Origin of the sequence: Chromobacterium sp. (genome assembly GCF_041912965.1) — a bacterium.
Lineage (GTDB): Bacteria > Pseudomonadota > Gammaproteobacteria > Burkholderiales > Chromobacteriaceae > Chromobacterium > Chromobacterium aquaticum.
Map to the genome: position 1 here is coordinate 29,791 of NZ_JAYSGF010000004.1, position 14,250 is coordinate 44,040.

Below are 14,250 nucleotides of genomic sequence, written 5' to 3' on the forward strand. Positions count from 1 at the left end.
GATTCCGGGGAGGGACCGCGGCCAGGGAGAAACGTGGCCGTCATCATTTGAGAATGCTGCCGGCGGTTGTGGATTTCAAGAGACAGCGCTGGCGAAAAATCACGGCTACAGCTTGTCGCTGCGGCGTTTAGCGCTGATAATCGCCGCCTTTTCAGCGTTTCAGTCTGTTGCCGTCATGACCCTCCGCCATAATTTGGAACATTACACTCCGCCGCCCGACACCGGACTCGACGTGATCTACGTCGATGAAGCCATGCTGGTGCTGAACAAGCCCTCGGGGCTGTTGTCCGTGCCTGGCCGCGGCGAGGACAAGGCGGATTGCCTGATCAGCCGCGCGCAGCGGGTCTATCCCGACGCGCTGACCGTGCATAGACTGGACATGGCCACTTCCGGCCTGGTGGTGATGGGACGCGGCGCCAATATGCAGCGCGCTTTGTCCATCGCCTTCATGGAGCGCAAGGTGGACAAGCGTTATCTGGCGGTGGTGGACGGCATCGTCGAGCAGAACAGTGGCACCATAGACCTGCCGCTGATCATAGACTGGCCCAACCGCCCGCGTCAGAAAGTGGACTTTGAGCACGGCAAGCAGGCGATCACCCACTACCGGGTGGTGCTGCGTGACAGTCAGCGCCAATGCAGCCGCGTGGAGCTGGAGCCGGAGACTGGCCGCGCCCATCAGTTGCGCATGCATATGCTGCACCTTGGTCACCCCATTCTGGGCGATGACATCTATGCGCCGGAGGCGGTGCTGGCCAAGGCCGATCGTCTGCTGCTGCATGCGGAGCGGCTGACTCTGCGTCACCCCATCACTCGCGAAGAGATGAGCTTCGACGCCAAAGCGCCATTCTGAATTGTAAACCAGCGCGCGCGGCCATGCCGCGCCGCAGCTTGATTTGCGCGCCTATTCCCCGTTGGCCGCGTCACGTCCATTCCCCTCCAATATCGCCCAAAGTGTCGGCTGAGCCGCGTTCGGCCATCGCGTCATCGCGATGCCAGCGGCGTTTGGGGCCATAAAAGATTGGCTAGCCTTGCCAGTCTGTGCATACTTCCGTTTTGATCTGAAGCAAGAACTCCCTAAACAAGCGCGTTGTCGCCAGCGTCCTTGTTTAGAGATTTCTACCTTGTAAGGATCTGTCATGCTAAGTCGCAACTCCGCATTGCCCAGCATTGTCGTCGTCGGTGGAGGCGCCGGCGGCCTGGAGCTCGCTACCCGGCTGGGACGCACCTTGGGCACGCAGCACAAGGCCCGCATCGTGCTGGTCGACGGTTCTCCCACTCATATCTGGAAACCCTTGTTGCACGAGGTGGCCACCGGCGCGCTCAATACTGGCGAGGACGAGGTGAATTACTTCGCTCACGGTTACCGCAATGGCTATGAGTTCGAGTTTGGTTATATGCAGTCGCTGGATACCGAGCGGCGCTGCATTCTGCTGGCCGAAGTGAAGGACGCAAGCGGCGAGCAACTGAGCCCGCCGCGCGAAGTGCCCTATGACTGGTTGGTGATGGCGGTGGGGGCCGAAGCGAACGACTTCGGCACGCCCGGCGTCGGTGAACACGCGATGTTCCTGAACACGCCGGACGACGCCGAGAAGCTGCGTCACCGAGTGCTGGAACTTGCCTTCCGCTGCAGCAGCGGCCAGCAGCCGCTGGCCAAGCTGGGCATCGCCATCGTCGGCGGCGGCGCCACCGGTGTTGAATTGGCGGCGGAGCTGAATCATACCTTGTGCGAACTGCATCATTACGGCGCGCGTCTGCAGCCGGAGCGCGTGGAAATCAGCGTGATCGAGGGGGCCGACCGCATCCTGGCCGCTGCGCCGCCGTCGCTGTCCGCTTATGCCCAAGAGCAGTTGGCCGCGCGCAATATCAAGGTGCTGACCGGTAGCCGGGTCGCGGCGGTGTGCGCCGACGGCGTGGAGTTGCAGGATGGCGCCAAGGTGAGCGCCGACATCACCGTCTGGGCCGCCGGCGTCAAGGCCCCCGCCTGGCTGGCCGGTTTGGGAGGCTTGCAGACCAACCGCATCAACCAGCTGCAAGTGGACCCGTGGCTGCGCTGCCAAGGCGCGGCCTGCGTGTATGCCTTGGGCGATTGCGCCGAGGCGCCGGACGGCGACAGCGGTCGCAATCTATCGGCCACCGCCCAGGTGGCGCACCAGCAGGCGCGCTGGCTGGCGGACGAGTTGAGCCGACGCGTGGCCGGTCGTCAGGGCAAGCCGTTCGCGTTCAAGCCGCAAGGCATGCTGGTGTCGCTGGGCAAGCACAGCGCGGTGGGCAGCTTGGCGGCGGTGGTGGGACCCAAGCGCGATTACTATGTGGAGGGTCTTGGCGCCAAGCTGATCTATAGCTCGCTGTACCGCATGCATCAGGCGGCGGTGCATGGCTGGGTGCTGGCCGGCCTGCTCTATATCGGCGACAAATTGCGCCGGGCGGCGCGGCCGTCCTTGAAGCTGCACTGAGGCGGTCAGCCCATGACAAAAAAGCCCGCCTGGATGGCGGGCTTTTTTATGGCGTTGGGTTTAGATCCTGTTTACGATCTGCTGCGCGTCGTGGACTGTTACACGGTGAGTACAAGCTCAAAATGCTCATGTACCACGAGTACATTCCGCTTTTTCGCTCGTTTTCGCCTTGTCTCGCTCTTGCTCGCGAGATCGTAAGCAGGTTCTTAGAGCGCCAGCAGCGCGGCCACCACGCGGCGGTCTTCCGCCAGCAGAATATTGAAGGTACGGCAGGCGGCCTGGGTATCCATGGTTTCCACGCCGATGCCGGCGGTGGTCAGCGCGGCGGACAGCCGCGGGTGGCAGAAGCGTAGATGCTTGCCACTGCCGAACAGCACCACTTCCGGCTGCAGGGCCAGCAAGGCGCTGAAGTGGCTCTCCTGTAGCTCTTCGAAAGCGGCCACCGGCCAGGGCTCTACGCTGTCCGGCGTCACGATCAGATTGCCGTCATGGCGTTGGGCGTTGATCAGAACATGGCCTTCGCCGTAGCCGGTGAACAGGTTTTTTCCCTGCCCCAGCGATTGCTGCATTTTCATATGAGTGCTTCCCGGTTTCGCGGACTTGGCGCAGCCGTCGCGGCCCGGCGCGGCCGGTGCCCTGGGCGCTTGGTCCTATTTAGTGCAGTGCATCAGAGATTGGGATAGGATTATAACTCCACCCCGCCGCTGAACGCCGCTGCAAACTGGCCGCGGCCAGCCGCCCGAGCGGGGCATCCAAAGAGATCACATGAAAGAACACAAACCGCGTCGCCAGGGCAAGACCGCCGCCTCCGGCGGCCGGCCAGCCACGGAAACCATTGTCGCCATGCAGCCAGTCCATAAATCGCAAAAACTCGCCAACGTCTGTTACGACATCCGCGGTCCGGTGCTAGAGCACGCCAAGAAGATGGAAGACGACGGTCACCGCATCATCAAGCTGAACATCGGCAACCCGGCGCCGTTCGGCTTCTTCGCACCGGACGAAATCATCGAGGACGTGATCGTCAACCTGCCGTCGGCTTCCGGCTACTCCGATTCCAAGGGCTTGTTCGCCGCGCGCAAGGCGATCATGCACTATGCGCAGCAGAAACAATTGCCCAATGTCGGCATGGACGACATCATCATCGGCAACGGCGTGTCGGAATTGATCGTGATGGCGATGCAGGCGCTGCTGGACAATGGCGACGAAGTGCTGGTGCCGGCGCCGGACTACCCGCTGTGGACGGCCGGCGTCAGCCTGGCTGGCGGCAAGGCGGTGCATTATCTGTGCGATGAAGAGCAGGGCTGGTTCCCCAGCATCGACGATATCCGCGCCAAGATCACGCCGGCCACCCGCGCCATCGTGGTGATCAACCCCAACAACCCCACCGGCGCGGTCTATCCGCCGGCGCTGCTCAAGCAGATCGTGGAAGTGGCGCGCCAGCATCAGCTGATCATCTACGCCGACGAAATCTACGACAAAGTGCTGTACGACGAGGTCAAGCACACCTCCATCGCCTCCCTGGCGGCGGATCTGTTCGTGGTCACCTTCAACGGCCTGTCCAAGAACTACCGCGCTTGCGGCTACCGCGCCGGCTGGATGATTCTGTCCGGCGAGAAAAAGCACGCCAAGGACTATATCGAAGGCCTGAACATGCTGGCCTCGATGCGTTTGTGCGCCAATGTGCCGGCGCAGTTCGCGATCCAGACCGCCCTGGGCGGCTACCAGAGCATAGACGACCTGGTGGCGTCGGGCGGCCGCCTCGCGCGTCAGCGCGACCTGGCGCACAAGCTGCTGACTGACATTCCCGGCGTCAGCTGCGTCAAGCCGCAGGGTGCGCTCTATCTGTTCCCGCGGCTGGACCCCAAGGTCTATCCGATAGGCGACGATCAGCAATTCATTCTGGAGTTGCTGCAGGAAGAGAAAGTGCTGCTGGTGCAGGGCACAGGGTTTAACTGGATTGCGCCGGATCACTTCCGCGTGGTATTCCTTCCCAACTCCGACGACTTGGTGGAAGCGATTGGCCGCATCGCGCGCTTCCTGGAAAGCTACCGCAAGCGTCACGGCGCCGAATCCTGAAGCGGCGCCCGATTGAAGCGGCAAGCGGGGGCGGCGGCCCCCGTCTTGCCATCAGGCCTTCTTTGCCAGCGGATGCGGTCCGTTGGCAAAGAAGACTTGGGACACACGCCCGCTGCGCCAGCAGCGGCCAGGCGGAGCGGCTTTTGATCAGGGCCGGCCGCCGACGCGAGCCGCGCGCACCATCCTTGCGCATGGCCGCCGCGGGCGGGGACAGAATACTAGAGACAGGGAGCAGCGAATGAAACCGATCAATATCGGCCTATTGGGCGTGGGGACTGTGGGTGGCGGCACCGCCACCGTTCTCAAACGCAACGCCGAGGAAATCAGCCGTCGCGCCGGCCGCCAGATCCGCTTATTACAGGCGGCCAACCGCAATCAGGCGCGCGCGCAATCGCTGCTGGGTCCGGACGTGGACGTGGTGGCCGACGCGATGCAGGTGGTGAACAACCCCGATGTCGACATCGTGGTGGAACTGATAGGTGGCGACACCGTGGCCAAGGAGCTGGTGCTCCAGGCCATCGCCAACGGCAAGCACGTGGTCACCGCCAACAAGAAGCTGCTGGCGCTGCATGGCACCGAGATCTTCGCCCGCGCTCAGGAGCAGGGCGTGATGGTGGCGTTCGAGGCCGCTGTGGCCGGTGGCATCCCCATCATCAAGGCGCTGCGCGAAGGCTTGTCCGCCAACCGCATCGAATGGATTGCCGGCATCATCAATGGCACCTCCAACTTCATCCTGACCGAGATGCGTGAAAAGGGCGCGAGCTTCGCTGAAGTGCTGGCCGAGGCGCAGCAGCTGGGTTACGCCGAAGCCGATCCCACTTTCGACATCGAAGGCCATGATGCCGGCCATAAGCTCACCATCATGGCGGCGCTGGCCTTCGGCATCCCGATGCAGTTCGACCGCTGTTACCTGGAAGGCATCAGCAAGCTGGAAGGACGCGATATCAAGTACGCCGAAGAGCTGGGCTACCGCGTCAAGCTGCTGGGTCTGACCCGGCGCACCGCCGCCGGCATCGAATTGCGCGTGCATCCGACGCTGATCCCGGCGCGTCAGCTGATCGCCAACGTCAATGGCGTGATGAACGCGGTGCTGGCCAAGGGCGACGCGGTGGGGCCGACCTTGTACTACGGCGCTGGCGCCGGCGCGCTGCCCACCGCCTCCGCGGTGGTGGCCGACATCGTCGATGTGACCCGCTTGCTGACGGCGGATCCGGAGCATCGCGTGCCACACCTGGCCTTCCAGCCGGACCAATTGCAGAATCTGCCCATCCTGCCGATTTCCGATGTGGTCAGTTCCTACTACCTGCGCATCGGCGCCGCCGACCGCGCCGGCGTGCTGGCCAATATCACCCGCTTGCTGGCGGAGAATGGTATCTCGATCGAGGCGGTGATCCAGAAAGGCTCGGTGTCCGACGGCACCGCCGAGGTGGTGATCCTGACCCATCGCGTGCAGGAGCAGGCGATAGACCGCGCCATCTCCGGCATTGAGGCGCTGGAAAGCATTACCGGCAAGGTGGTGCGCCTGCGCATGGAAGAACTGAATGATTAAACGCTGGCTGACCGGCCTCGGCGCCGGTCTGATCCTGGCCAGCGCCGGGGCGACGCCCTTGTCCTCCGGCCAGCACAGCCTGCTGCAGGGTTTTCTGATGCGCGGCTGCGTCAAGCGCACGCCGGCCTCGGACGGCGTCGGTCAGCACTCGTCGGAGCAAGTGCAGAAATACTGCCAATGCGCCAGCCAGCATCTGGCCGGCCGCTTCTCCTCGGAAGAGGTGATGGGCGTGCTGACCGGCCAGATCAAGAAAGACGACCCGCGCGGCAAACAGCGGATGAAGGACGCGTCCGCCGCCTGCGCCCAATATCTGGAAACTCCCTGATGCGTTATATCAGCACCCGCGGCGGCATGGCCCCGCAATCGTTCAGCGACATTCTGCTGATGGGCCTGGCGCCCGATGGCGGCCTGGTGCTGCCGGAAAGCTATCCGCAGATCGGCCGCGAGCAGCTGGATGCCTGGCGCGGCCTGTCCTACGCCGAACTGGCTTTTGAAATCATTCGCCTGTTCGCCACCGACATTCCGGCAGATGATCTCAAGTCCATCATCGAGCGCAGCTATACCCGCGCGGTGTTCGGCAGCGAGGAAATCACCCCGCTGAAGCGGCTGCATGATGGCCTTGCCATTCTGGAACTGTCCAATGGCCCGACGCTGGCTTTCAAGGACATGGCGATGCAGCTGTTGGGCAATCTGTTCGAGTATGTGCTGGCCAGGAAGGGCGAGCGCCTGAACATCCTGGGCGCAACCTCGGGCGACACCGGCAGCGCCGCCGAGTACGCGATGCGCGGCAAGGCCGGCATCCAGGTATTCATGTTGAGCCCGGATGGGCTGATGAGCCCGTTCCAGCGCGCGCAGATGTACAGCCTGCAGGACGCCAACATCCACAATATCGCGATCCAGGGCATGTTCGATGACTGCCAGGACATCGTGAAGGCGGTGCAGAACGACCACGCTTTCAAGGCGCGCCACAAGATAGGCACGGTCAACTCCATCAACTGGGCGCGTGTGGTGGCCCAGGTGGTGTACTACTTCAAGGGCTATTTCAACGCCACGGCGAGCAATGAGGAGAAGGTCAGCTTCTGCGTGCCGTCGGGTAATTTCGGCAATATCTGCGCCGGCCATATCGCGCGCCAGATGGGTTTGCCGATAGAACGCCTGCTGGTGGCCACCAACGAGAACGACGTGCTGGACGAGTTTTTCCGTACCGGCGCTTACCGTCCGCGCGGCACCGCCAACACCTATGTCACCTCCAGCCCGTCGATGGACATCTCCAAGGCGTCCAACTTCGAGCGTTTCGTGTTTGATCTGCTGGGGCGCGACGCCGAGACGCTGAAGGGCTTGTGGCGGCAAGTGGATGCTGGTCAGGGCTTTGAATTGTCCGCCGCGCAGCAGGCCGCCGCCGCCGAGGCGTTCGGCTTTGTCTCCGGCAAGAGCTGCCATGCCGACCGCCTGGCGACGATACGTCAGGTAGCGGCCGAAGACGGCGTGGTGGTGGACACCCATACCGCCGATGGCATCAAGGTGGCGCGCGAGCTGCGCCGGCCGGGCGAAACCGTGGTCTGCCTGGAAACCGCCTTGCCGGCCAAGTTCGCCGACACCATCCGCGAAGCGCTGGACCGCGATCCGCCGCGACCGGAGGGCTTTGAAGGTCTGGAAGATCTGCCGCAAAAAGTGGTGGTGTTCCCGGCGGATGCGGTCAAGGTCAAGGCCTATATCGAGCAGACGCTGGCATCTTGACGCGGCTTGGCGTCAGGGAAAACGGCCCCGCAAGGGGCCGTTTTTTTATGCCGTGAGCGATTAAAACGACAGCGCCACGCCGATATTGCCGGCGGTCTGGCTGCTGCCGCTGCGTCCGCTGATGGCGCTGAGCTGGCCAAACATCGACACGCTCTTGTTCAACTGAGCGCTGAGGCCGGCGGTCCATTCCAGCCAATCCGCCTTGGGCTTGCCCAGGTTCACGCTGTAGTCGCCCAGGGTATTGGCCACGCCGGCGGTGACCACGCGGTCGTCGCGCTTGAACTCGTGCGCGTAGCTAACCTTGGCGTAGGGGCTGAAACGGCCGATGTCGGCCTCCAGCTGCCAGCCCACGCGAGCCACCAGCGAGGTGTTGTTTTGCGCGTTGAAGGCCATGCTGCTGCTATTGCCGCCTTGCTCGGTGAAACCGTTGACCTTGACGTGGGCGTAATCCAGGCCGGCGATAGGGCCGGTGCGGTAAGCGCCCAGCGGGAAGCTGTAGCCGCCGTTGATGCGCAGGCCGTATTGGCTTTGGCGCGCGCTGCCTTTCAGCGCGACTTGCACGCTCCCCAGCGTCACATTGCGGCTGGTGTCGATGTCGCCGGCGCCGATATGGGCGTCGCCGTCCACCCAGAACCGTTCCTGCTTGTAGCTGAACAGCGCGCTCATCAGCGTGCTGCGGTCGTCGACGCTGCCCGGCGTGGCGATGCCGTTGATGTCGATCTTGCCGTTCTGGCGCGACATCGCCAGGCCCAGGCTCAGCGCCTGGCTGGCCTGAAAGTCCATGCCCACCGTGTATAGCCGGCCTTGCGGCTTGGCAGACAGCGCATCGTAGCCGACCTTGTCGTCATTGAAGGCGCCGCTGACAAAGGCGCTGACGGTGCCGATCTCGCGTTTCTGCGCGCGGATGGCCTGGTAACGGCTGTCCAGCGTTCCACCCAGTTGGCGGGCGTTGTTCAAGGCGGATTCCGGCAGCGCGCCGGCGAAATAGGGCGCTTGCAGCAAGCCGTAGAGATAATCGCTGATCAGCCGGTAGGCGGCGGGCGTGGGGTGCAGCGCGTCGGTGAACATATAGTTCTGCCCCGGCACGTTTGCGGCCAGGCAGTACAGCGCGGATTGCGGGCAGGCCGAGCCGGAGGTGTTGCTGAAGCCGTAAGCGCGCGGATTGGCCAGAATCTCCGAGAACAGGCCGGCGATATCGGCCCTGACCACGCCATGTTGCAGATTGCCGGCGCTGAGCGCCATATCCACCAACTGATTGTAGCCGCTGGCGCCTTTTTGCAGATTGGGCTGTACCGCGGCATAGGCGGAGGTCAAGGTGCCGGCGCTCAAGCCGGCGGCGGTTTCCGCCTGGCTCAGCGCCTGATTGATCAAGGTCGGGGAATTGCTGGTCTGGCCGGTGCTTAGCACATACCATGCGGCCCCCCAGGCGGTGGCCACTTTGCCGGCATTAGCCGCTCCGGGCAAGGCGTTCTGGATGGCGCCGAGCACCGCCAGCGGCGCCGCCGAGATATCCGGCAGATTCGGCAGGATGATGGTGTTGGCGCCCGCAGCCTTTAGACTGGCCACCGCTTGCGCGGTATAGCTTGCGGAGGAGCCCAGATACGCCGTCGGGTTGCTCTGGCCGGCGGCGGCGATGACGTCGTTGCCGCCTATCCATACCGCGTAAACGGCGTTGGGATCTGCCTTTTGGCCTTTCTGGCCAAGATAGGCGCTGATTTGGCCCGGCAAGTCGGTGACCTGGATCGCGTCGGGTGCCGGCGTTTGGCTGGGGGTGTCGGGATTGGTGTTGGGCGGGCTCGCCGGCTGCGCACGCGCGTCGCCCTGGGCGAAGTTGTTGCCGGCGGTATTGGCGATATGGCTGTTGAGAGCGTTATTGGGCGTCACGCTCAGACCATAGCGCTGGCCCAGCGCCTCGGCCCAGCCGGTGCCGTATGCCAGGGTCCAGCGGGCGTTGGCCGGCAGGCCGCCCAGGCCGCCGAAGGCGCCGGTGTCGGTCAGGCTGTCGCCGAAGAAATAGAAATTGCTATAGGCGTTGGCGGCGGTCGGCATCGCCAGCAGAGTGGCCAGCGCCAGCGTGTTCAGACGTTTTTTCATTGGAATGTCCCCTTCCGGTTTTATGTGCTGAATTATTTATTTAGGTTTAAGAGTCTAAGCTCTATTCGAACGATTATTTGAATCTGGCGCGCAGATGTCAATGACGGAGGCGGCTGCGGCCTGGCCACGGCTTGCGCTAGAATGGGGGAATGCAACGTTTATTTCTCTGGATGACCTGCTGCGCCTGGGCTGTTTTGGCATGCGCGGCGGGCACGCAGGACCTGGGGCGGCTGGAAGCGCTGGCGGGTGATTTCCTCAAGCACGAGCTGTCGATGCGCCCCGCTACCTGGACGCTGGGGCAGTTGGACCGCAAGCTGGCCGTGCCGGCCTGCGTCCAGCCCAAGGCCGACTGGGCGAATCCGGGCGTGACCACCGGCGCCACCTTCATCTCGGTTTCCTGCCCGGAACAGGGCTGGGCCTTGAGAATTCCGGTGCGGATCAACGAAAAGAAAATGGGCGTGGCGCTAAGCCGCGCGGTGGCCGCCGGCGAGGTGCTGAGCGCCGAGGACGTACGGCTGATCGATGTGGCCAACCCCAGCCTGGCGCGCAATGTGCTGGACGATTTGCAGCAGGCGATAGGCAAGACCATGCGCACTGGCGCGCCGGCCGGCGCCTGGCTGCGCAGCTTCATGGTGCGCGCGCCCTACCTTGTGCGCAGCAATCAGCGCGTGAAAGTGGTGGCCTCGGGCGAGGGCTTCGCCGCGGCGGCGGACGGTTTGGCGATTGGCAATGCCGCCGAGGGCGAGCAGGTGTCGGTGCGCATGACTTCCGGCCGGGTGATTCGCGGCCAAGTGCTGGCCGACGGCAGCGTCATGGTCATATTTTGAAGCCGCGCGGCGTTTTGTCGTTGCTTGGCGAGGCGCTTGACCGGATAATTCCGATAAAGTCTTCAAGATATTGTTTTTCCGTCCGATAATAAAGGTAACTCAGGTTCCCTTTGGGAAGGCTACGCCATGAAAGTAGATAACTCGGGCAAGCTGCCGGCCAGCTATAGCGCCCAGAACAAGACTGTGCAGCGGGACGCGGCGGCTAGCGCCAACCCTGCCGGCGCGGGGTCCGACAGCGTGACGATCAATCCCCTTGCCAGCCGCCTCAGCGCCGTTGAGAGCAAGGTGGGCAGCGATTCCGGCTTCGACGCCGGCAAAGTGGACGCGATCAAATCCGCCATCGCCGCTGGCACTTTCAGCGTCAATCCGGAAAAGATCGCCGATGGCTTGATCGCCTCCACCAAGGAATTGCTGGCGCGTTAGCGGCTAGGTAGTGAAAGTCAGGCATGAACGTTGTTGAAGAATTCACCCAACTGTGCCGGGCCGAGAGCGATCTCGTCGCCCGGCTGGTCGCATTGCTGGAGCAGGAACAGAAAATCCTGATCAAGGGCTTCGATGTTCAACTGGATGCCTTGGCAGAAAGCAAGAGCGGCGTGCTGGACCTGCTGGCGGCCAGCGCCGCGCAGCGCGGCGAGCTGATGCGGCAGATAGGCGTGCAGGATAGCGAGACCGTTTATATCTGGCTGGCGGACAAGCCGGAGGCGAGTCTGGCCTGGACCGGGCTGGAAGAGGCGATCCAGCGCGCGCAAAGCATCAACCAGCTCAACGGCAATTTCATCGACCAGCGTCTGTCGCTGGTGGAGGGCGCGCTGAGCACCCTGCGCGAGGCGGCGGCTTCCACCGTCGGTTACGACAAGGCCGGTCAGTTGCCGGAGCTAGCCACTGGGCGGCGCTTTCTGGGCTCCGCCTAGCGCTTGTCAAAGCTCGCCGTCAGCACCGTCATCACAGAGCGCCCGCGTGGCGCTCTTGTCGTTTCCGCGTGGCTGGCTTGCCGGCCACTCGCGGTTTTTAGAGTCTATTCTCAAGGAGAAGTGGGAATGGCAGGGTCTTTATGGTATCTTCCACTCCGGGCCTGAGAAACCACTATCCAGAACCAATGACCCTGATTTCCTTGATTATCGCTCTGGCACTGGAGCAACTGCGGCCGCTGGGCAACCGCAACCGCGTCTGGCTGCTGTTCACCCGCTACGCCAATCATTTGGAACGCAATCTGAATGCCGGCTCCAATCGACACGGCGTGTTGGCGTGGTCCTTGGCCATCGTGCCGGCGGTGCTGCTCAGTTTGCTGATCTACTATGCGCTGCATGCTTTGAGTCCCATTCTGGCGATGTTGTGGAATGTCCTGGTCCTGTACCTGACCATGGGTTTCCGCCACTTTTCCAGCGCGTTCTCCGAGATATCCCTGGCCTTGGCCGAGGGTCGCGACCTGGATGCCCGCGTGGCGCTGGCGAACTGGACCGGGCAGGGCACGGCGGAATTGTCGGTCGAGGAAATCTCGCGGCTGGCGATCGAGCAAGGGGTGGTGGACAGCTACCGCCATGTGTTCGGCACCATGTTCTGGTTCGTGCTGCTGCCGGGACCGGCTGGGGCCCTGTTGTATCGCCTTTGTTCTATGCTGAATCAGAAATGGGGCAACCGCGACGTCAATGAAGACCCGTTCGGCCGTTTCTCGGCCAGCGCCGCCGCTTGGCTGGACTGGATTCCGGTGCGTTTGACCGCCGCCAGCTTCGCCATCATGGGCGACTTCGAGGACGCGGTGTATTGCTGGCGCTCCCAGGCCAAGACCTGGGGCAACTACGCCAATGGCATTCTGCTGGCTTCGGCCGCGGGCGCGATAGGCGTGAAATTGGGCGATCCGCTCAGACAGGATTACTCGCTACGCTTCCGGCCCGAACTGGGCTTGGGCGATGAGGCCGACCCCAACTACCTGAAAAGCGCGGTTGGTCTGGTTTGGCGCTCCGCCCTGCTATGGCTGGCCGTAATTCTGCTGCTCAGCGTCGCAAGCCTCATGGGCTGACGACCCAACGCCGCCGTTAGGGCGGCGTTGCCTTGTCGGTTCGTGTCATTTGAATACGAGGGCGTGTTGGCGCATGCGCGCAACAGGCCCCGCGAGTTTTGCAGGAGTGTTGTCCATGCTGTTTTCCGAACTCGGGCTGTCGCCCGAGATTCTGCGCGCCATCGAAGAGCAGGGCTATTCCCAGCCCACCCCTATTCAGGAAAAGGCGATTCCCCTGGTATTGTCCAACCGCGATTTGCTTGCCGCCGCCCAAACCGGTACCGGCAAGACCGCGGCCTTCATGCTGCCCATCCTGGAGCGTTTGAAGAAATACGCCAATACCAGCGTATCGCCGGCCATGCACCCGTTGCGCGCGCTGGTGCTATCGCCCACCCGCGAACTGGCTGATCAGATCGGCGTCAACGTCAAAACCTATACCAAGTATTTGCCGCTGCGAGCCACCACCGTGTTCGGCGGCGTCAATATGGACCCGCAGACGCAGGAACTGCGCCGCGGCGTCGAGATTTTGATCGCCACGCCGGGCCGCCTGCTCGACCACATTCAGCAGAAGACGATTCAGTTGAACAAGGTGGAAGTGCTGGTGCTGGATGAAGGCGACCGCATGCTGGACATGGGTTTCATCCAGGATATCCGCAAGATCATGGGCATGCTGCCCAAGGAACGCCAGACCCTGCTGTTCTCCGCGACCTTCGCGCCGGAGATCAAGCGTTTGGCTTCCGACTTCATGAAGTCGCCGCAAACCGTGGAAGTGGCGCGCCAGAACGCGACCAACGACCAGGTCGAGCAGATCGTCTACTCGGTGGACGCGTTCAAGAAGCGCAACTTGCTGAGCCATCTGATCAAGTCGCGCGATATGAGCCAGGTCATCGTGTTCTGCAAGACCAAGCTCAGCGCCGACCGCTTGGCGCGCGAATTGCAGCGCGATGGCCTGCAGGCCGAAGCCATTCATGGCGACAAGGCCCAAGGCGCGCGGCTGGAAACCCTTGCCGCGTTCAAGGAAGGCAAGCTGCGCGTGCTGGTGGCCACCGATGTCGCCGCGCGCGGCCTGGATGTGACGGAGCTACCCTATGTGGTCAACTTCGAGCTGCCAAACGCGCCGGAAGATTATGTGCACCGTATTGGCCGCACCGGCCGCGCGGGCGCCAAGGGCGTGGCGATTTCGCTGATGTCGCCGGAAGAAACCCGCCAGCATGAGTCTATCGAGAAGCTGACCAAGCTGACGCTGACGCCGCAGATCGTCGACGGTTTCCGCCCGTCTTGGCTGGCGCCGCGTTCGCAAGAGCGTCCCGCGCCGCAAGCGAGCGCCGTCGCGAAGCCCGAGGCTTCGGCGCTGGCGGGCACCGAGGGCGTGAAGAAGCCCTTGAATAGCCGCCGCAGCCGCAAGACCAAGCGCGAAGTTCCGGCATTGCTGCTGCCACCGCGCTACAAGGTGGAAATCATCCGCTGATTGCGGCAAGCCAAGAACGGTCCTGTTTCAGGGCCGTTTTTTATCGCTTG

13 protein-coding genes are annotated in these 14,250 nt (G+C 63.1%); 11 read left to right on the plus strand and 2 right to left on the minus strand.

Features of this window, described 5'->3' with window-relative positions; translation table 11 throughout:
- Positions 1-193: 193 nt before the first annotated feature.
- Complete coding sequence (locus ACE3QM_RS03050) at positions 194-850, plus strand: pseudouridine synthase (RefSeq protein ID WP_374420124.1); 657 nt, start codon at positions 194-196, stop codon at positions 848-850.
- 286 nt (positions 851-1,136) lie between these two features.
- The gene (locus tag ACE3QM_RS03055) at positions 1,137-2,453 is read left to right on the plus strand and encodes an NAD(P)/FAD-dependent oxidoreductase (protein ID WP_231463246.1); all 1,317 of its coding nucleotides are present in this window, start codon (positions 1,137-1,139) and stop codon (positions 2,451-2,453) included.
- 206 nt (positions 2,454-2,659) lie between these two features.
- Here ACE3QM_RS03055 and ACE3QM_RS03060 read toward each other — a convergent pair whose 3' ends face one another.
- Complete coding sequence (locus ACE3QM_RS03060) at positions 2,660-3,028, minus strand: Mth938-like domain-containing protein (protein WP_048409613.1); 369 nt, start codon at positions 3,026-3,028, stop codon at positions 2,660-2,662.
- A 268-nt stretch (positions 3,029-3,296) separates the two neighbouring features.
- Between ACE3QM_RS03060 and ACE3QM_RS03065 the strand changes: the two genes are divergently transcribed.
- From ACE3QM_RS03065 to thrC, 4 genes are all read left to right on the plus strand, one after another.
- On the plus strand, positions 3,297-4,529 hold the full coding sequence (locus ACE3QM_RS03065) for a pyridoxal phosphate-dependent aminotransferase (RefSeq protein ID WP_231463264.1): 1,233 nt from the start codon (positions 3,297-3,299) through the stop codon (positions 4,527-4,529).
- A gap of 238 nt (positions 4,530-4,767) precedes the next feature.
- The gene (locus ACE3QM_RS03070; protein ID WP_048409614.1) at positions 4,768-6,078 is read left to right on the plus strand and encodes a homoserine dehydrogenase; all 1,311 of its coding nucleotides are present in this window, start codon (positions 4,768-4,770) and stop codon (positions 6,076-6,078) included.
- On the plus strand, positions 6,071-6,403 hold the full coding sequence (locus ACE3QM_RS03075; protein WP_048409615.1) for a hypothetical protein: 333 nt from the start codon (positions 6,071-6,073) through the stop codon (positions 6,401-6,403). The genes ACE3QM_RS03070 and ACE3QM_RS03075 overlap by 8 nt, the downstream gene beginning before the upstream one ends.
- Positions 6,403-7,815, plus strand: a complete 1,413-nt coding sequence (gene thrC / locus ACE3QM_RS03080; protein WP_374420127.1) for a threonine synthase — start codon at positions 6,403-6,405, stop codon at positions 7,813-7,815. Before ACE3QM_RS03075 ends, thrC begins: the two co-directional genes overlap by 1 nt.
- Positions 7,816-7,875: 60 nt before the next feature.
- On the opposite strand, the gene ACE3QM_RS03085 is transcribed toward thrC, so the two are convergent.
- Positions 7,876-9,909 carry an autotransporter outer membrane beta-barrel domain-containing protein gene (locus ACE3QM_RS03085; RefSeq protein ID WP_374420129.1) on the minus strand — a complete coding sequence of 678 codons (2,034 nt, stop codon included), beginning with the start codon at positions 9,907-9,909 and terminating at the stop codon, positions 7,876-7,878.
- A 149-nt stretch (positions 9,910-10,058) separates the two neighbouring features.
- Here ACE3QM_RS03085 and flgA point away from each other — a divergent pair, with 149 nt between their 5' ends.
- The 5 genes from flgA (at position 10,059) to ACE3QM_RS03110 (ending at position 14,200) form a co-directional block, all read left to right on the plus strand.
- A complete protein-coding gene (flgA, locus tag ACE3QM_RS03090; protein ID WP_374420131.1) occupies positions 10,059-10,736 on the plus strand; it encodes a flagellar basal body P-ring formation chaperone FlgA in 678 nt (225 codons plus the stop codon).
- A 126-nt stretch (positions 10,737-10,862) separates the two neighbouring features.
- The gene (gene flgM / locus ACE3QM_RS03095) at positions 10,863-11,159 is read left to right on the plus strand and encodes a flagellar biosynthesis anti-sigma factor FlgM (RefSeq protein ID WP_374420133.1); all 297 of its coding nucleotides are present in this window, start codon (positions 10,863-10,865) and stop codon (positions 11,157-11,159) included.
- Positions 11,160-11,182: 23 nt separating this feature from the next.
- On the plus strand, positions 11,183-11,647 hold the full coding sequence (locus tag ACE3QM_RS03100) for a flagella synthesis protein FlgN (RefSeq protein ID WP_048409620.1): 465 nt from the start codon (positions 11,183-11,185) through the stop codon (positions 11,645-11,647).
- Between the two features lie 185 nt (positions 11,648-11,832).
- Positions 11,833-12,753, plus strand: coding sequence for a CobD/CbiB family protein (locus tag ACE3QM_RS03105; RefSeq protein WP_231463254.1), 921 nt, complete (start codon positions 11,833-11,835; stop codon positions 12,751-12,753).
- A gap of 109 nt (positions 12,754-12,862) precedes the next feature.
- On the plus strand, positions 12,863-14,200 hold the full coding sequence (locus ACE3QM_RS03110; RefSeq protein ID WP_374420136.1) for a DEAD/DEAH box helicase: 1,338 nt from the start codon (positions 12,863-12,865) through the stop codon (positions 14,198-14,200).
- Positions 14,201-14,250 lie beyond the last annotated feature (50 nt).